Source organism: Nocardia sp. NPDC023852 (assembly GCF_040639505.1).
Taxonomy (GTDB): domain Bacteria; phylum Actinomycetota; class Actinomycetes; order Mycobacteriales; family Mycobacteriaceae; genus Nocardia.
Map to the genome: position 1 here is coordinate 1 of NZ_JBFAAB010000011.1, position 21,118 is coordinate 21,118.

At 67.5% G+C, this 21,118-nt stretch carries 17 protein-coding genes and 1 tRNA gene; 10 read left to right on the top strand and 8 right to left on the bottom strand.

The genetic code is table 11. From position 1 onward, the window contains the following. From AB0H00_RS16675 to AB0H00_RS16685, 3 genes are all read left to right on the top strand, one after another. Positions 1-329 (top strand): transposase (locus tag AB0H00_RS16675; RefSeq protein ID WP_357266654.1); only part of this gene is annotated, 329 nt, incomplete at its 5' end. A 183-nt stretch (positions 330-512) separates the two neighbouring features. Beyond that, positions 513-1,229: a response regulator transcription factor gene (locus AB0H00_RS16680; RefSeq protein ID WP_357266657.1), complete on the top strand. Its 717-nt coding sequence runs from the start codon at positions 513-515 to the stop codon at positions 1,227-1,229. After that, on the top strand, positions 1,226-2,809 hold the full coding sequence (locus tag AB0H00_RS16685) for a HAMP domain-containing sensor histidine kinase (RefSeq protein WP_357266660.1): 1,584 nt from the start codon (positions 1,226-1,228) through the stop codon (positions 2,807-2,809). The genes AB0H00_RS16680 and AB0H00_RS16685 overlap by 4 nt, the downstream gene beginning before the upstream one ends. A gap of 72 nt (positions 2,810-2,881) precedes the next feature. Here the strand turns inward: AB0H00_RS16685 and AB0H00_RS16690 are convergent, their stop codons facing one another. Next, entirely contained in the window at positions 2,882-3,700 is an 819-nt protein-coding gene (locus AB0H00_RS16690) for a PIG-L family deacetylase (RefSeq protein WP_357266663.1), read from the bottom strand. Between the two features lie 201 nt (positions 3,701-3,901). Then, positions 3,902-5,227: a deoxyribodipyrimidine photo-lyase gene (locus AB0H00_RS16695; protein WP_357266666.1), complete on the bottom strand. Its 1,326-nt coding sequence runs from the start codon at positions 5,225-5,227 to the stop codon at positions 3,902-3,904. Between the two features lie 411 nt (positions 5,228-5,638). On the opposite strand from AB0H00_RS16695, the gene AB0H00_RS16700 reads away from it, so the two are divergent. Continuing rightward, positions 5,639-6,484, top strand: coding sequence for a MerR family transcriptional regulator (locus tag AB0H00_RS16700; RefSeq protein WP_357266669.1), 846 nt, complete (start codon positions 5,639-5,641; stop codon positions 6,482-6,484). A gap of 185 nt (positions 6,485-6,669) precedes the next feature. Here the strand turns inward: AB0H00_RS16700 and AB0H00_RS16705 are convergent, their stop codons facing one another. Further along, positions 6,670-8,019: a TIGR01777 family oxidoreductase gene (locus AB0H00_RS16705; RefSeq protein ID WP_357266672.1), complete on the bottom strand. Its 1,350-nt coding sequence runs from the start codon at positions 8,017-8,019 to the stop codon at positions 6,670-6,672. 149 nt (positions 8,020-8,168) lie between these two features. On the opposite strand from AB0H00_RS16705, the gene AB0H00_RS16710 reads away from it, so the two are divergent. Then, positions 8,169-8,975 (top strand): nuclear transport factor 2 family protein, encoded by an 807-nt coding sequence (locus tag AB0H00_RS16710; protein ID WP_357266675.1) that lies wholly within the window; start codon positions 8,169-8,171, stop codon positions 8,973-8,975. Between the two features lie 211 nt (positions 8,976-9,186). On the opposite strand, the gene AB0H00_RS16715 is transcribed toward AB0H00_RS16710, so the two are convergent. From AB0H00_RS16715 to AB0H00_RS16725, 3 genes are all read right to left on the bottom strand, one after another. Further along, the gene (locus tag AB0H00_RS16715) at positions 9,187-9,993 is read right to left on the bottom strand and encodes a VOC family protein (RefSeq protein WP_357266678.1); all 807 of its coding nucleotides are present in this window, start codon (positions 9,991-9,993) and stop codon (positions 9,187-9,189) included. A gap of 114 nt (positions 9,994-10,107) precedes the next feature. Continuing rightward, on the bottom strand, positions 10,108-10,254 hold the full coding sequence (locus AB0H00_RS16720) for a hypothetical protein (protein WP_357266681.1): 147 nt from the start codon (positions 10,252-10,254) through the stop codon (positions 10,108-10,110). A gap of 533 nt (positions 10,255-10,787) precedes the next feature. Beyond that, a tRNA-Met gene (locus tag AB0H00_RS16725) sits at positions 10,788-10,861 on the bottom strand. 536 nt (positions 10,862-11,397) lie between these two features. On the opposite strand from AB0H00_RS16725, the gene AB0H00_RS16730 reads away from it, so the two are divergent. Next, entirely contained in the window at positions 11,398-11,937 is a 540-nt protein-coding gene (locus AB0H00_RS16730; protein ID WP_357266684.1) for a transglycosylase family protein, read from the top strand. Between the two features lie 102 nt (positions 11,938-12,039). Here the strand turns inward: AB0H00_RS16730 and AB0H00_RS16735 are convergent, their stop codons facing one another. After that, complete coding sequence (locus AB0H00_RS16735; RefSeq protein WP_357266687.1) at positions 12,040-15,039, bottom strand: UPF0182 family protein; 3,000 nt, start codon at positions 15,037-15,039, stop codon at positions 12,040-12,042. A gap of 208 nt (positions 15,040-15,247) precedes the next feature. On the opposite strand from AB0H00_RS16735, the gene AB0H00_RS16740 reads away from it, so the two are divergent. Further along, entirely contained in the window at positions 15,248-15,838 is a 591-nt protein-coding gene (locus AB0H00_RS16740; protein ID WP_357266689.1) for a PPA1309 family protein, read from the top strand. A 3-nt stretch (positions 15,839-15,841) separates the two neighbouring features. Here AB0H00_RS16740 and AB0H00_RS16745 read toward each other — a convergent pair whose 3' ends face one another. Beyond that, the gene (locus AB0H00_RS16745) at positions 15,842-16,867 is read right to left on the bottom strand and encodes a PDZ domain-containing protein (protein ID WP_357266692.1); all 1,026 of its coding nucleotides are present in this window, start codon (positions 16,865-16,867) and stop codon (positions 15,842-15,844) included. A gap of 126 nt (positions 16,868-16,993) precedes the next feature. On the opposite strand from AB0H00_RS16745, the gene AB0H00_RS16750 reads away from it, so the two are divergent. The 3 genes from AB0H00_RS16750 (at position 16,994) to AB0H00_RS16760 (ending at position 20,929) form a co-directional block, all read left to right on the top strand. Further along, positions 16,994-18,400 (top strand): zinc-dependent metalloprotease, encoded by a 1,407-nt coding sequence (locus AB0H00_RS16750; protein ID WP_357266695.1) that lies wholly within the window; start codon positions 16,994-16,996, stop codon positions 18,398-18,400. Between the two features lie 85 nt (positions 18,401-18,485). Next, positions 18,486-19,349, top strand: coding sequence for a hypothetical protein (locus AB0H00_RS16755; RefSeq protein WP_357266698.1), 864 nt, complete (start codon positions 18,486-18,488; stop codon positions 19,347-19,349). A gap of 236 nt (positions 19,350-19,585) precedes the next feature. Further along, entirely contained in the window at positions 19,586-20,929 is a 1,344-nt protein-coding gene (locus tag AB0H00_RS16760; protein ID WP_357266701.1) for an AarF/UbiB family protein, read from the top strand. Positions 20,930-21,118: the final 189 nt, after the last annotated feature.

Genomic DNA, 21,118 nt, shown 5'->3' on the forward strand with positions numbered 1-21,118 from the left:
GCCGGTTCCCCAACGCCGCCGCTTACGCCAACTACACCGGCACCGCACCTGTCGAAATTGCTAGTGCCGAGTCATCTCGCCATCGACTCTCGCGCTATGGCGACCGGGAGTTGAACTCCGCTCTGCACACCATTGCGATGATCCAGATCCGGATGAGGACCAGCGTCGGGCGCAGGTACTACGACAAGAAGATCGGCGAAGGGAAGTCACCAAAAGAAGCCAAGCGCTGCTTGAAACGACGCCTCGCCGACCGATGTTGGCGAACCATGATCCGAGACGAAAGACAGGCGGCCCGAACCACACTCACCCGCCATACCGATGCCGCTTGACAAATACAGAGGTATCACGGTATACGACCTGACCGCGCCGACCGGCAGCTGAGCCCGATCGAACCGTGATGGCCGCGTCGCGATCGTGCGACGCGGCCATGCGGTGTTCGGTACGCCGGTGCTCACAGAAAATACCCAGCTTCCTCAGAGGTTGCGCGCTGCCTTCGGCGCGATCATGGGCTCATGACCAGTACCGAAACCGAAGCCCGCGTCCTCGTCATCGACGACGAACCGATGATCGTCGAATTGCTCGCGGTGAGCCTGCGTTTTCAGGGCTTCGACGTGGCGACCGCGATCAGCGGCGCCGACGGCCTGGACAAGGTGCGCGCGTTTCGCCCGGATGCCCTCATCGTCGACGTGATGATGCCAGGGATGGATGGGTTCGGGCTGCTGCGACGATTGCGGGCCGACGGCGTGGCCGCGCCCGTGCTGTTGCTGACCGCGCGCGACGACGTCGAAGACAAGCTCGCCGGACTGACCCTCGGCGCTGACGACTATGTGACCAAACCGTTCAGCCTGGAGGAGGTCATCGCACGACTGCGCGTGATCCTGCGCCGCAGCGGAAAACGCTCCGTGGAAGAGGGCGCCCACCGTATCGCGGTGAGCGATCTGGTGCTCGATGAGGACAGTCACGAAGTGTGGAAGGCGGGTGCGCCGGTGGCGTTGTCACCCACCGAGTTCACCCTGCTGCGATACTTCATGGTCAACGCGGGCAAGGTGCTGAGCAAGCCGAAGATCCTGGACCACGTGTGGCGCTACGACTTCGGCGGCGATGCGGGCGTGGTGGAGTCGTATGTCTCGTATCTGCGGCGCAAGATCGACACCAGCGAGCCGAAGCTGCTGCACACGCTGCGTGGCGTGGGATACGTGCTGCGCGAACCACAATCGAGCCAGGCGTGAACGCGCGAGCGAGGCTGTCGCGGCGGGTGTCGGCGGTCCCGCTGCGGGTGGGGCTGGTTATCGTCCTGTTGCTGCTGACGGCAGCGGCGTTGTTCGCGTCGGGGACCGCGGTGACCTCGGCGCTGAGCCGGTCGCTGACCCGACGCACCGACGAGCAGCTCTACGACTCGGCCCGGTCGTGGGCCGAACCACGCCCCATGAAACAGGTGACCACCCAAGACGGTCGGGTGCAATGGGTTCCGGCCGACTTGCCCGCCGTGCCGGTGCAGCCCCGATCGGCGGGCGAACAGCCGCGCCGGTTCTTCGAATTACGCAAGGGCACCGACGGACAGGTGTACGTGGAGGTGCCCGGCAACAACGGTTCCGCCGGCACACCGGATCTCGGCGGCCAGCGGGCCGATACCCCGGTGACGGTCGGGTCCACGGGCGAGTCGTCGGTGCGCTGGCGGGTGCTCACCACCACCAACAAGTACGGTTCGACCACTATCGGCCTGCCGCTGACCGACAACCAGGAGACGGTTTCGAGGCTGATCTATATCGAGATCGGCACCGGTGCAATGGCTTTGCTCGCGCTCGGTGCCATCGGGTACCTCGTCATCCGGCGCAGCCTGCGGCCGCTACGCGAGGTAGAGGAGACCGCGGCGGCGATCGCGGGCGGCGACCTGCACCGGCGCGTTCCGGTGCGCGGGGTCGACACCGAAGTCGATCATCTGGCTAGGTCGTTGAACGAGATGCTCGCGCAGATCCAGCACGGTGTGGCCGCGACCGAGGCGTCCGAGGAAGCCGCCAGGCGCTCGGAGGCACGAATGCGCCGGTTCGTCGCGGACGCCAGTCACGAATTACGGACGCCGCTCACCACGATTCGTGGATTCGCCGAGCTGTATCGGCAGGGCGCCAGCTCCGACGCCCGGATGGTGGTCGGCCGGATCGAGGCGGAAGCCGAACGGATGGGCCTGCTCGTCGAGGATCTGCTGCTGCTGGCGCGGCTGGACGAGAAGCGCCCGCTGGCGCGCGAATCCGTCGATCTGCTCGCCCTCACCGGGGACGCCGTGCACAGTGCGCAAGCCATGGCCGCCCGCCAGAAGACGACACCCACCGCACCGGACCGGCCGATCACGCTGCTGATCGGTGACGGCGAAGGAACTATGGATGTGATCGGCGACGAGGCCCGACTCCGCCAGGTGCTGGCCAACCTGCTCGGCAACGCGGTCACCCACACCCCGCCGGAGACACCGATCACAGTGCGGCTCAGTCCGCTGCCCGACCGGGTCCGTATCGACGTGATCGACTCAGGTCCCGGCCTGTCTCCCGAAGCAGCCACCCGAGTCTTCGAACGCTTCTACCGCACCGACACGTCGCGTACCCGTACCAGTGGCGGCAGCGGCCTCGGCTTGTCCATCGTGCAGGCGCTCGTCACCGCCCACGGCGGCCGGGTGTCGGTGGACACCGAACCGGGCCGCGGCGCGACCTTCACGGTCGTCCTGCCCCGCGAACCAGAGGCGGCGAGCCGCAATCGCGCTCAGCCCGCCGGTCGGCAACGTTCACGCGGCAGTCACGGCACGGCAGGTCGGGTGATTTAGTATGGAAGTCGCTCGAGGTCGCTTAGAGATCAACGGCACCTGGTGGCGAACACCGTAGCCGTGTGCCTCTGATCAGGACGTCTTCCCATGAGGGCGGTGCGCGGGCTGGAAGATGTCATCGAGTGGGCCGCCGGAAGTCGGGGCGGCGCCTTCCTCGACGAACCATTCCCAGCGCATCACGCGCCCCAGGATCGGCGTGGGCAGGCGTAGCAGCACGCCGGCGATGGTGGCGAAGCGGCTGGCGCCCTCGATGATCGAACGATGCGCGGCCAGAGCGGCTTTGCGCGAGCAAGCGAATCCGCTGACGTCGACACGGTGGGTGATCTCCGAGCGCGGACTGTACAGCGAGTCGAGTGCCGATAGGTCGTTGCCCAGCGGAACCCGCAACCGCTCGAGCACATGCACGAGGCGCGTGAGGCTTTCGCGGGGCATGGTGGCGTCGAGGACGCGCGACACCCCGGCCAGCTCGGCCGCACGGGCGCCGACCTCGTGCACACGGACGTGGTCGCGATGTCCGTAACCGCCGTTGCGGTCGTAACTCAACAAAACTTCGGCGTTCTCGTCCCGCAGGATTGCCGCCAGACGCTGGGCCGCCTCCTCGATCCCGGCGCGCGCGAATCGCATTCGATCCGGCGGATCGGCGTAGAGCACGGCTCCGTGGCCGCTGTCCGCGTAGCCGAGATGTGCCACCCGCGCGACGCCCAGAGCAGCGGCGGCGGCCTCCAATTCCCTCAGCCGCAACGCCTTTCGACCGTGCAGATCGGCCATGTGCCCGTCGGTGGCCACCACGAGCGCCGTCCGATGCCCGGCGGCCGAGAGTTTGGCCAGTGTTCCCCCGGTCAGCAGCGTCTCGTCGTCCGGGTGGGCGTGGAATGCCACTACGGTCGCCATCGCCCCAGTCTGCCAGGGGCCCTCACCCGCCGCCGGACTCGCCGACCCGACATCCTGCGACCACCGGTCCGGGGAGCCATGGCTACACAGGCAGCGTCGTCGCACACCAACTCGTCGGCGCAGGCCACGGCGCGGCGATTCTCGACGACCCGCCCACCGGCTTCGCGTCGACTCTGCCTCAGCGGGTGGCTTCGACCGACGCTACATGCCGACGCAGTCGACGATCGGCGCGGGATAGTCGGCCGGATCGACGTTCCCCCGCCACGGCCGGTGTATGTGGGCGCCGGGCAAATGCGCCAGCTCGGGTATCCACCGCCGCACATACTCACCGTCCGGGTCGTAGCGCTCGGCTTGGCGCAGCGGGTTGAGCACCCGGTTCGGCCTGGTGTCGGTCCCGGTTCCCGCGACCCACTGCCAGTTCAGCTGATTGTTCGCCAGATCCGCATCGACCAGCCAGTACAGGAAGTGCTCCGCGCCGACGCGCCAGTCCACCCGCAACGACTTGGCCAGAAAGCTGGCGGCGATCAGCCGGGCCCGGCCCGGCATCCAGCCCTCCGCGCGCAGCTGGCGCATCCCGGCGTCCACGATCGGGTGCCCGGTGTGGCCGTCGCGCCATGCGTCGACAGCCTGCGGATCGTCGCGCCACCGGCTCGAGCGGTCGCGGTAGTCCGACCACGCTGCCGCCGGGCGAGCGGCCAGCAGCTGATGGTGGAAGTCGCGCCAGGCCAGCTGCCTGGCGAACGCGTGCCCGCCGTCGGTGGACATGTCGACCCGATGCATCAGCTCCACCGGGGACACGCACCCGAAATGCAGATACGGCGACAACCGCGAGGTGGCGTCGGCGCCGAGGTCGTCACTGCACCGCGCATAGTCCGCGCTCGGCCCGGACAGCCAGTCCCACATCATCTTTCGCCCTGTCGTCTCGCCACCGACGGCGAGCTGCGGCGATGCGGGGCCCGAGCACAACTCGCCCGCGTCCGGCAGCGGCAAACTCACCACTCTCGGCAGCGTGAGGTCACGTGGCTTGCCGAGCCTCGTGCGCCAGTGCGTCGCGCACCAGCGGCGAAAGTACGGCGTGAAGACGGTGAAGTGGTCGCGCCCGGTCGAAGGGATCAGCGCCTCCGGATCGGAGGCCGTGATCGTTGAGGCATGTTTGTGCACCAGACAGTCACGTCTCGCCAGCCGCTCGCGGAGTGCACGTTCGCGCTGCCTGCTGTAACCGCTCACGTCCGCGGCGACGTGCACACTCTCGGCATGCACCTGGGCGACCACCCGGTCGACCTCGGCGACCACATCGCCACGGCGGAGCACCAGCCTGCCCCCGATGGCCCGTAGTTCGCCGTCCAACTCCGCGAGGGCAGCGGCCAGGAATCGCGCCCGGTTCGGGGCGGTGAATCGACCGGGCAGGATGGCGTCGTCGAGAACGAACAGCGGGACGACTGCCGCACCTTCCCGGTGCGCTGCGGTCAGCACCGGATTGTCGCGGACTCGAAGGTCGCGGGTGAAAAGGGCGATCGTGACGGTCATCGGCCGCATACCTGGCTGGAGAGACAGCGGGTCACTGTTCGCACTCCCGCCAGGTGCCGAGGTCGGCCAGGTCCTGACTCGAAACCGGCGCGGGGCCGGTGACCGGGGCCGGTGTGGGCGCCGCGGCAGCCTCGCCTGTGACCAGGGTCGCCGCGGCGAATACGGCGGCGAGGCCTCGCAGGGAGACGAGCGGACAATCGTGGTGTTCTGCAACAGGTCACGCGAACTCCTAGAAAACCGGCGACAGACTCCACGGTACCAGCTAACGATGCACTATCGATGCAGCTGTGGACTGATCTGCGCCTCGATCCCGCTGACGCGACGGCGTAGCCCTACCGCACCGGCCCGCCCTCGAGCCACGGCCAACCAGGCGGAGCGGGTCCGACCGATCCGGGCGGGCAGAATAGTGCGATGCCCTCCGGTTCCGTCCCCGTGTCAGACACGGCCGGATACACGGTGCGCGTGGTGGCCGAACGCCTCGGCATCCCGACGGCGACCTTGCGCAGCTGGAATCGTCGCTACAACATCGGACCGCCACAGCACCGACCCGGCAAGCACCGCCTGTACACCGAAGCCGACATCGCCATGCTCGAGCGCATGCTGACTCTGATCCGCGCGGGAGCGAGTCCGGCGGGAGCCGCGGCGGCGGTGCGCGGACCGGCTCCCCTGCTCGGGGAGCGCGCGTCGCTGCTGGCCGCGGCCTTCGCACTGGACACCAGGTCGGTGTCGAATCAGTTGGCGGCACACGTCCGCGCCTTCGGCGTGGTGGACACATGGAACCTGTTGTGCCGCCCCGCCTTCGCCGACATCGTCGGCCGCCAACTCGGCGGCGAGCGATGCATCGATGTCGAGCACCTGCTCTCCTGGTGCATCATCTCGGTGCTGCACCGCACCAATCCGCCGCCGGAATTGCCGAGCCCGACGCCAGTGGTACTGGCCTGCACCAGCGGCGAGACGCATTCGCTTCCACTCGAGGTGCTGCGCGCGGCCTTGGCCGAACGCGGCATCGGCGCGCGAATGCTCGGCGCCGACGTGCCCGCAGGCGCGCTCGCCGACACCCTGGCCCGGTTCGACCGTCCCGCCGCGGTGCTGCTGTGGTCGCAGCAGGAATCCACCGCCTTGACCTCCGCGGTGCGCGCCTGCGTCGACGCGGACGCCCGGGTTCTCGTCGGCGGGCCGGGATGGGAGGGGGTCTTCCTTCCTGAGGACGTCGAGCGCATCCAGAGCCTGGTCGACGCCGCCGACCGGCTCGCATGACCGCTGCCGCGATCCGTCGGCGTTTCTCGCTGAACAACGTCCGACTGTGGCGTGATTCTCACGTGGCCCGAGCTACGCCCTCCGGTTGCCGGGTCAGGTACCGGTCCGACTCATAACGATGCCTGGCTGATGCATCGCAACCTCGACACGGGGACGGCAGCAGTCGCGGCACGGACCGACTCGGCTCAGTGCGCGGACTTGCCGAGCAAGTGCCGCAGCGCCGACTCCAATCCGGGTGCGCGGAATGGGTGACCGACCTGCTCCAGCCGTTCGGGAACCGCGCGCTGGCTGGCGCAGGCCAGTTCCCGGTTGCCTTCGCGACCGAGGAGCAGGGCCGGGCCGAATCCTGGCACCGGAAGCAGCGCGGGCCGGTGCAGTACTCCGGCCAGGACCTTCGTGTACTCCGCATTGCGGACGGGCTGCGGGGCAACCGCATTGACCGGACCGGACATGCGCCCGTCCCACAGTGCACGGTGGTAGACATCGATCAGGTCATCCAGCCCGATCCAGGCCAGCCATTGACGACCATCGCCGATGCGTCCCCCCAGCCCAGCGGCGAACAGCGGGCGCAGCAGGCGCAGGGTGCCACCGCGCGGGGACTGCACGATCCCGGTGCGCACCCGCACCACCCGGACGCCGGACTCGGCGGCGGGGCGCGATGCGTCTTCCCAGTCGTCGACCAGGTCAGCAAGGAAACCGTCTCCACGCGCGGCATTCTCCGTCAGAGTCTCGTCGCCGCGGTCATAACCGTAGTAACCGATGGCGGAGGCACTGACGAAGACCGGCACCGCTGCCCGCGCCGCGACCTCGGCGAGCCTGCGAGTCGGCCCGATCCGGCTGTCGGCGACAACGCGTTTGTGTTTCTCGGTGAACCGGCCCGCGATCGACGCGCCGGCCAGGTGCACCACCGCGTCCACGCCGTCCAGCAGGTTCGGCGCGGGATTCTCGGTGTCCCACTGCCTTTCGTCCGCGGCGCGCGGCGGGTGACGGACCAGCCTGAGCACGGTGTGCCCTCCGGTGGTCAGGAACGCCTTCAGCGCCGAGCCGACCAGGCCGGACGCCCCGGTCACCGCGATGGTCTCGGCCTCGAAGCCGGACCGCATCGCCCGCGCGTGCGCCGCCAAGTCGTCGGCGAGCTGACGATGCCGGAAGGCGAGCATGGGCCGCAGCACCGCGGCGGGCGCCGGCGCGTCGACCCGATCCACGACCCGGGTGTGCGTCTCGTCGACAACCTCGAAATCGTGCGTATGCCGCCAGGGCACCAGACCGGCGGGCAGCGAACACAGGCCGTCCACGGTGACCGCGTCGACGAACCGGTGCGGCGGGTCGTACTCGTGGGGATCGTGCCGGGCCACCCAACGCAGCCCACCCGGCAGGCCGAGCACGGCCTGTCCGTCGGACAGTGAGTCCGCTTCGGCGCGGGGCAGTACCGGCTGCCAGGGCGGGGCGAGCCGGCTGAGCGCCCCGGGGCGGGCGTGCCAGGCGAAGACTTCGGACCGAGGAAGATCGATGACGCTCGAATACTCGATGCCCATGGCTCGACTGTAGTCCGGGAGGCAACCATTGAAACGTTCATGCATCGCTTAGGAGGACAACTGCGCTGAGATCCACCGGAAGACGACATCAAACTAGAACATGTTCTACCATGTGTCGAGCCACCGCCCGCGACAACGGAGGTACCGCCATGCCGCTGGACCCCTCGGCCGCAGCACTGCTGACCGCCGTCGCGGCTTCACCGCGCGCGGTCGCCGCGCACGACAGATCCGCATGGGTCGACCTGTTCGCCGCAGAGGCCGAAGTCAACGACCCGGTCGGCTCTCGCCCGCACATCGGCCGCCGCGCCATCGAACGGTTCTACGACACCTTCATCGGCCCGAACACCATTGCGTTCCGGGTCGAACGCGACGTGGTGTGCCCACCGACAGTACTGCGCGACCTCACCATAGTGATCACTATGTCGACCGGCGCCACGGTGTACGTCCCGATGCATCTGCGCTACCGCCTCATCGAGGAGGACGGGGTCTGGAGGATCGCCGACCTCGCCGCGCACTGGGAGCTGGCCGCGATGATCTGGCAGCTGCTCCGCACGGGAGCGCCCGGACTCGGCGCCGCGCTGAAACTCGGACCGCAGCTGATCGCCAACCAGGGTATCGGCGGAATGATCGGAATGATGCGGGCGTTCCGCAGCGTCGGTCGCACCGGGAAACGCATGACGACGAGGGTCTTCGCCGCCGCCGCGAGCACGAACCCGCTCCGGGTGCGTGACCTGCTCGGCGACCGGGCCGAGATCGAATTGCCTGCGGGCACACCGGTTTCGGTGGAGCAATTCACCAGACGGATACGGAACATGCGCTGGAGCAAGGTGATCGCCGCCGGTCGCACCGTCACGGCGAGCATCCGGCTCGGCGACACGCACGGGGTCGCGGTCGTCGAGTTCGCTACCGGGGCAACCCACATCACCGCCCTCCGCTTCTACCTCGACACGGTGTGAAGGTGTCCACGGCGGCGGGGCTCGCCATGGGCGACGACTCGAGGGGTCGCTGTCACCAGGTCGCCGGCCGCCGTGGAATCCAGCGCGGGTCCGGCGACGGTCGAGCTGCGCACCAGCTCGATCGCTGCACGGACGAGGACGAACGGCAGGCGGCGCGATTGCCGTGAGTCCAAAGGCGGGGCGGCGGCTCGCACCACCCCGCCGCAGTCTGTCAGGAACCGGTCGGCGGTTCGCCGACGGTGGTCGTCGGATCGATGACGCCGAAGACCTCGCCCTGCGGGCCCTGCACGACGCCCATGCGACCGAACGGACTGTCGTCGGGCCCCATCATGACGGTGGCGCCCAGCTCGCCCGCCTTGGCCAGCGCGCCATCTGTGTTGTCGACCTGGAACCACGCCAGCCAGTACGCCGGGTTGTCGCCCGGCGTCTTGGTCGAATCGTTGATACCGCCGACGGGATCGCCGTCCGCAGCCAAGCTGAAGGTGGAGTAGACGAAGTTCTGCCCGTCGCCGATCTCGGTGTAGTGCCAGCCGAAGACTTCGGCGTAGAACTCCTGGGCCTGCTTGTAGTCGTCGGTGTGCAGCTCGTTCCAGCAGTAGGCGCCGTGCTCGTTGTAGACGCCCGCCCCGCCGTGGGCCTTGGCTTCCCACACTCCGAAGACCGCACCGGTGGGGTCCGCGGCGACGAACATCCGGCCGACGTCGAGCACGTCGAACGGCGGCATCATCAGGGAACCGCTCGCGGCGGTGACCTTTGCGGCGACCGCGTCGGCGCTGTCGGTGGCGATGTAGGTGGTCCAGACCGAAGGCATCGGCATGCCGTCGGGCTTGGGCCCGATGCCCGCGGCCGGACGGCCGCCCCGCATGGCCATCAGATATCCGCCCGCCTCGGGCGGGCTGTCTTCGATCTCCCAGCCGAAGAGTTCGCCATAGAATTCGCGAGCACGTGTGGTGTCGTCGACCTGGCAGTCAACCCAACACGGCGTTCCTTGCGGCCAGCTTCCGTCATGAGTGGGCATTCCGGTGCCTCCTGACATGGATTGCTGAGGTGCGGCCGGGACAGCCAGCACACAGCTAGTCAACCACCCGCATCCCCTCCGGGTGACCCGAATCGACCGACCGTTCTCGACCGATCACGCAGCACGAATCCCCAGTTCGACGGCCATCGGACAGGTCAACGCCAACACGGCCACAGCGTAGGAGGACGATCGCTTGGACGACGGCTCCAGTACCTCCAGCAACCACAACGAGACACTCTTCGTCTCGGTCGTATGCACCATCGCCCACCGTGGCGGTGACCGAGTCCACTCGGCACCAGCCGATCTGCCTCTTCGCCTACATATGGCCTGGCGGCAACGAGATCCCGCCGACTCCGTCGATCGACACGTATCGCACACGCCGGATCTCGCCGATCTGTGAGCTGATTACTTCCGGTGAGCTCAGGGCCACCTCGATATCTTGCATAGGTTCCTCGATGCCCACCGGTGACGTCTGTCGCCTTATGCCACAATCCCTTTCGGAAAAGTATGGGATACCATTCCGCCGCATTCGCTCGGAAATCCGTATAACCGCCGACCGGGCTGGACACGAATTCGATCGACTGATTCGTATGGGTCAGAGGTATACGGAGCAGCTCGGCGATCTCCTAGGGAGCCGAGGAGCCGAAGTGGCGCACACGCCGGTCCGAATGCCACGCGTGTGACTAAGTGGCCCGCCGATCGAGAACTGCCAGGGCGGGGCGGAGGGGTGGACCCACCGAGAGATGGGCACGAAGAAGGCCCCCGGAGATGTTCTCCGAGGGCCTTCTCGCTTGTAGCGGGGACAGGATTTGAACCTGCGACCTCTGGGTTATGAGCCCAGCGAGCTACCGAGCTGCTCCACCCCGCGTCGGTGAATACAACATTACACACGGGTTAGCGAGCTCTGCAAATCGCCAGGTCAAGAGGAAATTCACCTGGTTTACCGGCACGAGGAGGCACAGAAGTGGGCGTGCGATCGGCAGCCAGAGAGGCCCGGATCACAGCGGCGGGGAATGGCCCGCGACCCCAACCGTGCGGCGCCTGCACCTCTTGGCCATCAGGCGAGCGATTCAAACGTGATGCGCCTCACTATTTCATAGTGATCTCAATCACATAACGATGCGATAACTTACCGTCCCAACGGCGTGTTGGTGCCGTTTCCACCTGCAAAAACGTCGATATTCGAGTTATTCGCTTCAGGCAATTCTGGCGTTATCGAGATGTGATCTGCTGAGATTTCTTCGTTACCTTCAGTCCACGGCCCGGATCAACCGTGATGGGCTCGAACTCGAACCGCCGAACACCGGTGACCCTGTCCCGCGGTTCGAGGATCCCCGACGACCTGGGGACAGGGACACGGCATGCCCCATCGCCGTGCCGGCGGGCGCAGGGAGGGAAACCACCATGACTGAGAACCGGAAGTTCAGCACCCGCGCCCTCGGCCTCGCCGCCGTCACCGGCGCTCTTGTTGCCGTCCCGTTCGCACTCTCCACCGCTACGGCCTCCGCCGCGCCGGCCCACAACTGGGACGGTGTCGCACAGTGCGAGAGCGGTGGCAACTGGGGAATCAACACCGGAAACGGCTACTACGGCGGTCTGCAGTTCTCCCAGAGCACCTGGGCTGCCAACGGTGGTCGTGGCTCTGCGCACACCGCTAGCAAGGAAGAACAGATCCGCGTCGCGGAGAACGTGCTCGACACACAGGGCGCCGGCGCGTGGCCGGTGTGCGGTCAGTACCTGCGTGCCGGCAAGCCCGAGCCCGAGCCCGAGCCCGCGGCCGTGCCGGAGCAGACCCTCGCCACACCTGCCCCGGAGCACGCCGAGTCCGTGGTCGAGCAGGCCAAGTCGGCCGCAGGCGAGCTGGCGAAGCAGTACGGCTTGGAAGGCCCTTACCAGCTGCTCCTGCAGCAGAACAGCGCGATCGTCGACTCGCTCGGCCGCTGACACCAGCTACCCACGAAATGGGGCTGCAATCCCCTCGGATTGCAGCCCCATTTCGTGCACCTGGCTCGCCCGCCGCGCTACCTCACGCGCAGCCTCCCACGCTCAGCGTCCAGCGTCTTGATACGCCTTGACGGCGGCCTCCAGCTCGTCCAGCGCCCTACCGAAGTCCTGGAAGTTTCCGCTGCGCATGGCGGTGCGCACGTTCTCGATCTTCCGGTTCAGCTCGGCCGCCGCGGCGTCCTTGCCGGAGGACGATCCCGTCGACGGCGGCGGGGTGACCGCGGGTGGCGGGGTGACGCCGTTGGCGGTCCCGCTGCCTTGATCGACCGGCGGCGGAATCGTGCCGGGTCTCGGCCTGGTACCCGAATCACCGCCGAACGGCGTCGCCAGTGCACCGGCGCCCGGGATCACTTGGTTCAATGCCTCGGCGAGCGTCGAGGCATAGCCCACCTTGACGCTGCCCGCTTCGTCTCGGTAGCTCACCAACACCCGCAACAGCTGTGGGAAGGTCGCGGTGTTCGGACCCGTGTTGCGCTCGTTGTAGAACGGCTCGACGTAGAGGATCCCGCCGTCGGCGATCGGCAGAGTCAGTAGGTTGCCGTATTTGATCTTGTTCGAGTTGGACAGCAGCGTCTTCTCACGCGAGACCTCCGGCGCCGTCGTCATTCGGTTCTGCGTCTGCTGTGGACCCAATGTCTGGGTGTCGGTGGGCAATCGCAGGATGGTGAACTTGCCGTACCCGTCCGGATCCGACCGTACCGAGATGTAGGCCGACAGGAACTGCCGGTTGTAACCGACCATGGCGCTGGTCAAGTTGAACGTCGGCTTGTTCGTCTGCGGGTCGCCGAGCAGCACGTAGTACGGCGGCTGGTTCGCGGTCGTCCCGCCTTCGGTGGTCGGGTCGGCAGGCACCGACCAGAACGCGTTGTTGGTGAAGAATTCGCGTGGATCGTCCACGTGATACTTGGTCAGCATCTCGCGCTGGACCTTGAACAGGTCCTCCGGGTAGCGGAAGTGCGCCCGCAGGTCCGGCGAAATTTCGCTCTCCGGCTTCACCGCGCCGGGGAACACTCCGCGCCACGCCTTCAACACCGGATCCGAGGAGTCTGTCTCGTACAGCGTGACGGTGCCGTCATAAGCGTCGACCGTGGCCTTGACCGAGTTCCGGATGTAGCTGACCGACTTGCGCGGCAGCAGCCTGCCGGTCTTCTTGTCGATACTGTCCTCGACCGCACCCTCCAGCGAGGTCGTCTGCGCGTACGGGTAGTTGTCCAGGGTGGTGTAGGCGTCGACGATCCAGACGATGCGGCCGCCGACGACAGCCGGATAGGCGTTGCCGTCAGTGGTCAGCCACGGCGCGACCTTCTGCACCCGCTCACGCGGACTGCGGTTGTAGATGATCTTGGAGTCGTCGGCGATGGCCGAAGAGAACAGGATGTTGCGTTCGGCGTACTTGGCCGCGAAGGCGAGGCGGTTGAACCAGTTGCCGATCGGCACACCGCCCTTGCCGGTGTAGGTGTATTGCGCGGTGTCGGAGTCGTACTCGCGCGGACGCTGGCTGTCCATCGCGCCGACGATCGCGTAGTCCGGGTTGGACTGTGAGATCAGCTCGCCGAAGTAGACGCGCGGCTGGTCCACCTTGATCCGCTGCTTGTCCGACGGCGTGAACAGGTCGCTGACCATGAAGATCGGGTAGCCACTGTCGCTACTACCTCCGGTCGCGTTGGGGTCCTCGGATTGCGGCTTGTTGACTCGGTTGGCGGGGGCGGCGACGAAGCCGTTGCCATGGGTGTAGACGGTGTGCTTGTTGATCCAGTCGGTCTGGTTGCCGCTCAGCGCGGCGGGCGACAGCTCACGCGCGGCGACGATGTAGTCCTGCACGTCGCCGTCGAGGTTGTAGCGGTCGATGTCCAGCGACTCGGGGAAGCCGTAGAAATTCTTCAGCTGACGCAGCTGGGTGAAAGTGGGCGAGAGGATGTTCGGGTCGAGCAGCCGGGCGTTGCCGATGGTCGCGGCGTCCACCGGAACGGCGAGCGGGCTTTTCTTACTCTCGCCCAAGTAGTCCTTGTAGTCGATCCTGTCGTCGGTGATGCCGAACGCCTGCCTGGTCGCGGCGATATTTCGTTCGATGTAGTCGCTCTCCTTGTCGGCGGCGTTGGGGCGGACCGAGAACTGTTCGACCACCAGCGGCCATACCGCGCCGACCAGGATCGAGGACAGCACAAGCAGCGCGGCAGCCATCGCGGGCACGCGAAGATCGCGCAGCACTATGCCGGCGAAGAACGCGATCGCGCAGATGACGGCGATGGACAACAGGATGAGCTTGGCGGGAAGCACCGCATTGATGTCGGTGAAGGAACCGCCGGTGAAGGTGGGCTCCTTGCGGCTGCTGGACAGCAGCTCATACCGGTCGAACCAGTAAGCGATCGCCTTGAGCAGCACGAAAAGCCCGGCAAGAACCGCCAATTGGATGCGCGCGGGCCGAGTGAGCGTGCCCTCGCGCCCGCTCAGCCGCAGGCCGCCGAAGACGTAGTGGGTGACCAGGCTGGCGAAGAACGCGATGACCCCCGCGACGAACAACCAGTTCAGCACCATCCGATAGAACGGAAGGTCGAACGCGTAGAAGCCGACATCCAGATGGAACTGGGGGTCCTTCTCGCCGAACGAGCCACCGTTCAGGAACAACTGCACCGTCACCCAATTCGACTGCGCCACCAGGCCGGAGAGCAGGCCGAGCAGCACGGGAATGCCGACGCCGAACAACCGCAGCCTGCTCATCACGGTGGTGCGGTACCGCGCGATCGGATCGTTCGGGCCCGCCACCGGCACGAAAACCGGCCTGGACCGGTAGGCGAGCAGCAACGCCAACCAGACGACGAGACCGACGAAGATCGCCACGACGAGGAAGAGCAGGATTCGGGTCCGCAGCACGGTGAGATACACGTTGCGGAAGCCGACCTCGCCGAACCACAACCAGTTCGTATAGGTGTCGGTCAGTCGCGGACCGAGTAGCAGTAACGCCGCAAGGACGATGGCCGCCACCAGCAGCACACGGCTGCGTCGGGACAGCGAAGGTAAGCCGGTGGGGGGCCGCATGCCCACGATGCCACTCTCCAAGGTCAGACGGCACTCGCACCGATACGCCCGGCCGATGCGCCGCAGTCCGATGTTGCGGGTGGTCCTTCCGGACCGTCCCGCCCACTCTACGGAAATCGGACACGGCGTAGCTGCCAGGGTTGCCTTGTCGCTCGTGACGACCGATCACCCGGGTTCGTGATCGTCCGGAACGCCGATTTGGTTGGATGTTTCCGTGACCGCAGACCTGCACGCCGAACTCGTCCTCGCCCGTTCCGTCCGGGAGGTGGCGGACTTCGTCGACGCCGAGGGTTGGGGTCGTCCGCCGCAGATGTTCGCGCTGGTGCCCACCGCCGATCTGGTCGCTGCCCAGCCCGAGCTGATAGATCAGCTCGACGCCGGGGACGAACTCACTCCCGTTGCCCAGGAGGCGTTCCCGGACGATGTGACCGGCGGGTCGATGGCGCTGGACGAATTCCTGGCCACCACGAGCTGGCCCCCCGCCGTTCGGGGCTGTGTACTGGTCCAGGAGATCGTGGTGCTGCCGCCTGACGCCGAATCCACGCTGGACGACGCGTTCGCTCCGCTGCTCGCCGACCACGAGGCAGCCGACGCGGCCGCCCGGGCCGCCGCCGAGGCACATCCTGAGCGCAGGGAGGCGCGGTTGTTCGCTGCGGCGCTGCGCGAAGGGGCCTCGCTGTGCCTGCTGCAGCTGCGCCCCGAGGAAGACGCCGACGACGCCGACGACTTCGGCGACCTCGACCTGCGCACCTACCCCAACCTGGCGCCGAACCTCATCGAGGCACTGCACCACACGCTGGAATGAGCCTCACCGGCAGCTGACGGTGTCCTTGCCCGCGGTGAGCTCGTTGAGCGATTGCACGGCGCCGGTGAGGCTCTCGACCTTTACCAGCCGCAGGCCATCCGGTGTCCGCTGCGCGGCCTCATTGCAGTTGGCGGCGGGAACGAGGAAGGTCTCCGCGCCCGCCTCACGCGCGGCCATCATCTTGTACTGGATGCCGCCGATCGGACCGACCTTGCCGTCCCCATCGATGGTCCCGGTGCCCGCCACGAACTTACCGCCGTCCAGCGGGCCGGGAGTGAGCTTGTCGATCAACGCGAGGCTGAACATCAGGCCGGCCGAAGGCCCGCCGATGTCCGCGAGGTTGAAGGCGACCCGCATGGGCGGGCGCGCGCCTTCGCCCGGCGTCACGCCGAGGTAGCCCTTGGTCGCGTCGTCGGGGCGGGTGCCGAGGGTGAGTGTCGCGGTCTGCTCGGCGTTGTCCCGCCGGTACACCACGGTCAATGAGCTACCGGGCGCCTGCGACGACACCGCGGTGACGACGTCCTTGGGCACGGTCACGGGCGCGCCGTTGACGCTGACCAGCTCGTCGCCGGCGCGCAACACCCCATTGGCCGGGCCGTCGTCGGAGACCTTGCGCAGCAGCACCACGGTCGGCAGATTCAGGTAGTGCAGCGCCGCGACCTCGGCATTGCCCTCGGAGTCCTTGAACTCCTGCTGGTTGGATTTGTCGATCTCGTCACGCGACACACCGGGCGGGTAGACCTCCGCGCGCGGCACCAGACCGTGTTTGCCGCTGGCCCAGAAGCCGAACGCCTCGAAGATACTCAGCCTGTCGCGCACCGCCACCGTGGTCATGTTGAGATGCCCGGTGGTCGGATCCAGCTGCGCACCCTTGACGTCCACGACCTCCTTGCCGTCCACCTCGCCGAGAGTGTTGAAAGTGGGACCGGGGCCGAGTGCGACGAACGGCACAGTGAGCACGCTGCCGACGACACCTAGCACGAGCACGGGGATCAGGGCGGCCACAAGAGTGAGGATCCGACGATTCACCTGGACCACAGTAGTGATCGTCGCCGTCGCCGGCGGCGGAGGCGGCCATTTCGCCGTCGCGCGCGTCCTCCGGTTTCGCGTTGCGCGAACGTCAGGACACTGTGCTTCACGCGTAACGTAAGGGGTATGAGTGACCTCCCCTTCGGATTCTCGAACCGCGACGACGACGATCGCAAGCGCGGCGACGAGCCGAGCGGTCCGGGTCCGAACGGTCCGCTCGGCTTCGGGATCGGTGGGTCCGGCGCGGGCGGGTTCGACCCTGCACAGCTCGGACAGATGCTGACCTCACTGGGACAGATGCTCAGCGGCATGGGGCAGCCGGGCTCGGGACAGGCCGGGCCGGTGAACTACGACGTCGCCAAGCGACTGGCCCGCCAACAGCTCGGCTCGACCGTCGCGCCGGTGTCGTCGAGCACCACGAGCGCAGTGACCGACGCCGCGCACCTGGCCGAACTGTGGCTGGACGGCGCGACCACCCTGCCCGCGGGCGCCACCAAGACGGTCGCGTGGACCGCCAACGACTGGATCGAGCAGACCCTGTCCACCTGGCAGCGGCTGTGCGACCCGGTGGCCGAACAGATCTCCGGGATGTGGACGTCGTCGCTGCCCGAGGAGGCCAGGGAGTTCGCCGCGCCGATGGTCGGCATGCTCGGTCAGATGGGCGGTCTTGCCTTCGGCTCGCAGCTCGGTCAGGCGCTCGGCCAGCTTGCCAAGGAGGTGCTGACCTCCACCGACATCGGCCTCCCGCTGGGCCCCACCGGCACCGCGGCGCTGCTGCCCGCGGCGATCTCGGAGTTCAGTGCGGGTCTCGAACAGCCGGAGAGCGAGATCATGGTGTTCCTCGCCGCGCGTGAAGCGGCCCATCAGCGACTGTTCGCGCATGTGCCGTGGCTCCGCCAGCAGGTGCTCGGCGCGGTCGAGGACTACGCGCGTGGCATCCGCATGGACTTCTCCGCGATGGAGCAGGCCGCGCAGGGTATCGACCCGATGGCGCTGGCCGATCCCTCGAAGCTCGAGGAGATCCTGGCGCAGGGCACGTTCGAACCGCAGAACACGCCGGAGCAGAAGCAGGCGCTCGAGCGCCTGGAGACGCTGCTCGCGCTGATCGAGGGCTGGGTGCAGGTCGTGGTGACCGACGCCGTGGGCGATCGGCTGCCCGGCGCGGGCGCGCTGGCCGAGACGCTGCGCCGGCGCCGCGCCACCGGCGGCCCGGCCGAGCAGACTTTCGTGACCCTGGTCGGCCTGGAATTACGCCCGCGCAAACTGCGCGAGGCGGCGGCGCTGTGGCGCAGGCTCACCACAGACGCGGGCATGACCGCGCGTGACGGCGTGTGGGCACACCCCGATCTGCTGCCGGATACGAACGACTTGGACTCCCCCGCCGGCTTCATCGACTCGGTGATCGGTGGCGGGACCACGGCGTTCGACGATCCGCTCGCGCAACTCGCCGAGACCGAGGCGCGCGAGCAGGCCGAGCGCGAGCAGCGGGACAGCGGCCCCGATCTGGGCAAGGACGGCGGCACGTCCGCCTGAGGCGCCCTGTTGATAACCGAAAACCTGTGGATAACCTCGGGTTTCAGGGCGAATCGCACAGTATGTGGTTTGCATACTTCTAACCATGACAACGATGTGTCGCGGTCCGAGGTTGCGGCCGAGGGTGACCGTCCTGACCCGCCCCTCCGGCGTCGTCCAGCTCGGATGGGACCCGGAGACCGCCCTGGTGCTCGGGCCCGAGGACATGGACGCCGAGACCGTGCTCGCGTTCCTGCGGCTACTGGACGGCCTGCGGACCCAGCCGCAGATCATCTGGCGGGCCGGGGAATGCGGTATCGATCCCGAGCGCGCCGTGGCGCTGCTCACTGTGATCGACCAGGCCGGGCTACTCGACCACCCCGAGGACCGGGCTGGGCGGGTCCGGGCGGTGCGTGTGCATGGGCTGGGCCCGTTGTCGGACGCGGTCTCGGCCGGACTGCGCACCCTCGGAGTACGCCCGACCCGCTCGCGCGACCATTCACCCGACGCGGCGGCGGTGCGCACGTGGCGGTCCGACGTCGTGGTACTCGCCGACGCTCTGATGCCCGACCCGAGTCTGGTCAATGACCTTGTGCTACATCGGATTCCGCATCTACAACTGCGCATCCGGGATGGTTTCGGTTTGATCGGCCCGTTCGTGCTGCCCGGCGAAACCAGCTGCCTGCGCTGCCTGGACCTGACCCGCTGCGACTACGATCCCGAGTGGCCGCACCTGGCCGCCCAACTCCTCGGGCGGGTCGGACACGCCTCGCCGGCCGGGATCGCGGCCACCGCGGCGCTTGCGCTCGGCGAACTCGAGGCGATCCTGGCGTGCTCGGCGCGTCGGGCACCAGAGACCCTGGACACCACGCTCGAATTGGAGCTTGATTCGCATCTGGTCGAGCGACGGCGATGGGCACCGCATGCCGCCTGCGGATGCCGTGCGTTTTCCGCTGGGGCGAACGCCTGATGCCGAGTCTGCCCAAGCGAACCTCCCGCCGGCCAACTGCGCGCGGCGAGCCCGGCCAGCGATGACCATTCCCCGCAGTGATGCCGGGGAGCCCGATCACGATGACGGCGGTTGCGCCGATTCGCCCGCCACCCTCAGTGTGGGTGTGCTCAGGTTTCCGCTGGCCTCACCGCTGGAAGTAGCAGTGATCAAGATTGCCATGGCAAATCCACGGGTCCGTCCGCCATGATGGGTACGTGTCTGAGATCGTGCGCCGTCCCGCCTCCCGGAATGCCAAACTAGCCAAGATTCCGCTGGGCATCGCCGGGCGGGCCGCCGTGGGGTTCGGCAAGAAGCTCGCCGGAGGCGACAAGTCCGCGATCAACGCCCAACTCAACCAGAAGGCCGCCCAGCAGTTGTTCACCATATTGGGTGAACTCAAGGGCGGCGCGATGAAGTTCGGGCAGGCGCTCAGCGTGATGGAGGCCGCGGTCCCGGAGGAGTTCGGTGAGCACTACCGTGAGGCGCTCACCAAGCTGCAGGCCGCCGCGCCGCCGATGCCCGCCGCGACCGTCCACCGCGTGCTCGACCAGCAGCTCGGCACCCAGTGGCGGCGGCGCTTCCGTGAATTCGACGACACTCCGGCCGCGTCGGCCAGCATCGGCCAAGTGCACAAAGCGGTGTGGTCGGACGGGCGAACAGTCGCGGTAAAAGTCCAGTACCCGGGCGCGGACGAGGCGCTGCGCGCAGATCTCAAGACGCTGTCTCGGATGACCGGTCTGATCGGGTCGGTGATCCCGGGCTCGGATGTGAAGCCGATCCTCGCCGAGATCACCGAGCGCACCGAGGAGGAGCTGGACTACCGCAACGAGGCGGCCAACCAGCGCGCCTTCGCCAAGGGTTTCGACGGGCACGGCGAAATCGTGGTGCCGAAAGTGGTGGCAAGCGCTCCGAAGGTGATCGTCACCGAATGGTTGGACGGCACCGCTGTTTCCGCGATCATCGCGCAGGGGGCGGAGGATCCGGTGGGCACCCGCGCGCTGCGCAATCGAGTCGCGGGTCTGATGTGCCGGTTCCACTTCTCCGCCCCGGAGATCGTCGAACTGCTGCACGTCGACCCCCACCCGGGCAACTTCATGATGCTGCCCGACGGCAAGCTCGCCGTAATCGACTTCGGAGCATGTGCGCCGATGCCCGGCGGCTTCCCACCGGTGCTCGGCCGGATGCTGGCCCTGGCGGTCGAGGAGCGCTTCGCCGAATTCACCGAGCTGATGTACGACCACGGCTGGGTAATTCCCGGGCGGGTCGTCACCCATCAGGAGATCGCCGACTATCTGCGGCCGTTCACCGACCCGATCCAGACCGACTCGTTCCACTTCACCCGCAAGTGGATGCAGCGTGTGGCGGGCAGGGCCTCCGACCTCTCCAGCCCCGAGATGAAAACCGCACGGGCACTTCAGCTTCCAGCCGAGTTCGTGATGATCTTCCGGGTACTCAGCGGTTCCGTCGGAATCCTGGCCCAACTGGACGCCGAGCTGCCGTTCATGCCACTCGTGCGCACCTGGATGCCGGGATTCCGTGAGGAATGCACCGCCTCCTGAGGGTTGAACGCAGACGAGCCGCTCACCGGGCAGCGGTGAGCGGCTGGTCTGCTTTCTCGTTCGTTGGCTCGGTCCGGGTCGGGACCGACCGAATCGAGCACATCGACCGGAGGGAGGGAAGTCACTTCCCCGCTCACGCTGTGTCCATCACGGCATGAGCGGGGCCCTACGTGGTTACGCCAGCTGCCG

What these genes read in the sequence shown, in the direction of transcription:
- AB0H00_RS16680 (WP_357266657.1), top strand. Translation starts at nt 513, where the DNA reads ATGACCAGTACCGAAACCGAAGCCCGCGTCCTCGTCATCGACGACGAA.
- AB0H00_RS16690 (WP_357266663.1), bottom strand. Translation starts at nt 3,700, where the DNA reads ATGGCGACCGTAGTGGCATTCCACGCCCACCCGGACGACGAGACGCTG.
- AB0H00_RS16695 (WP_357266666.1), bottom strand. Translation starts at nt 5,227, where the DNA reads ATGACCGTCACGATCGCCCTTTTCACCCGCGACCTTCGAGTCCGCGAC.
- AB0H00_RS16700 (WP_357266669.1), top strand. Translation starts at nt 5,639, where the DNA reads ATGCCCTCCGGTTCCGTCCCCGTGTCAGACACGGCCGGATACACGGTG.
- AB0H00_RS16705 (WP_357266672.1), bottom strand. Translation starts at nt 8,019, where the DNA reads ATGGGCATCGAGTATTCGAGCGTCATCGATCTTCCTCGGTCCGAAGTC.
- AB0H00_RS16710 (WP_357266675.1), top strand. Translation starts at nt 8,169, where the DNA reads ATGCCGCTGGACCCCTCGGCCGCAGCACTGCTGACCGCCGTCGCGGCT.
- AB0H00_RS16715 (WP_357266678.1), bottom strand. Translation starts at nt 9,993, where the DNA reads ATGCCCACTCATGACGGAAGCTGGCCGCAAGGAACGCCGTGTTGGGTT.
- AB0H00_RS16720 (WP_357266681.1), bottom strand. Translation starts at nt 10,254, where the DNA reads ATGGTGCATACGACCGAGACGAAGAGTGTCTCGTTGTGGTTGCTGGAG.
- AB0H00_RS16730 (WP_357266684.1), top strand. Translation starts at nt 11,398, where the DNA reads ATGACTGAGAACCGGAAGTTCAGCACCCGCGCCCTCGGCCTCGCCGCC.
- AB0H00_RS16750 (WP_357266695.1), top strand. Translation starts at nt 16,994, where the DNA reads ATGAGTGACCTCCCCTTCGGATTCTCGAACCGCGACGACGACGATCGC.
- AB0H00_RS16755 (WP_357266698.1), top strand. Translation starts at nt 18,486, where the DNA reads ATGACAACGATGTGTCGCGGTCCGAGGTTGCGGCCGAGGGTGACCGTC.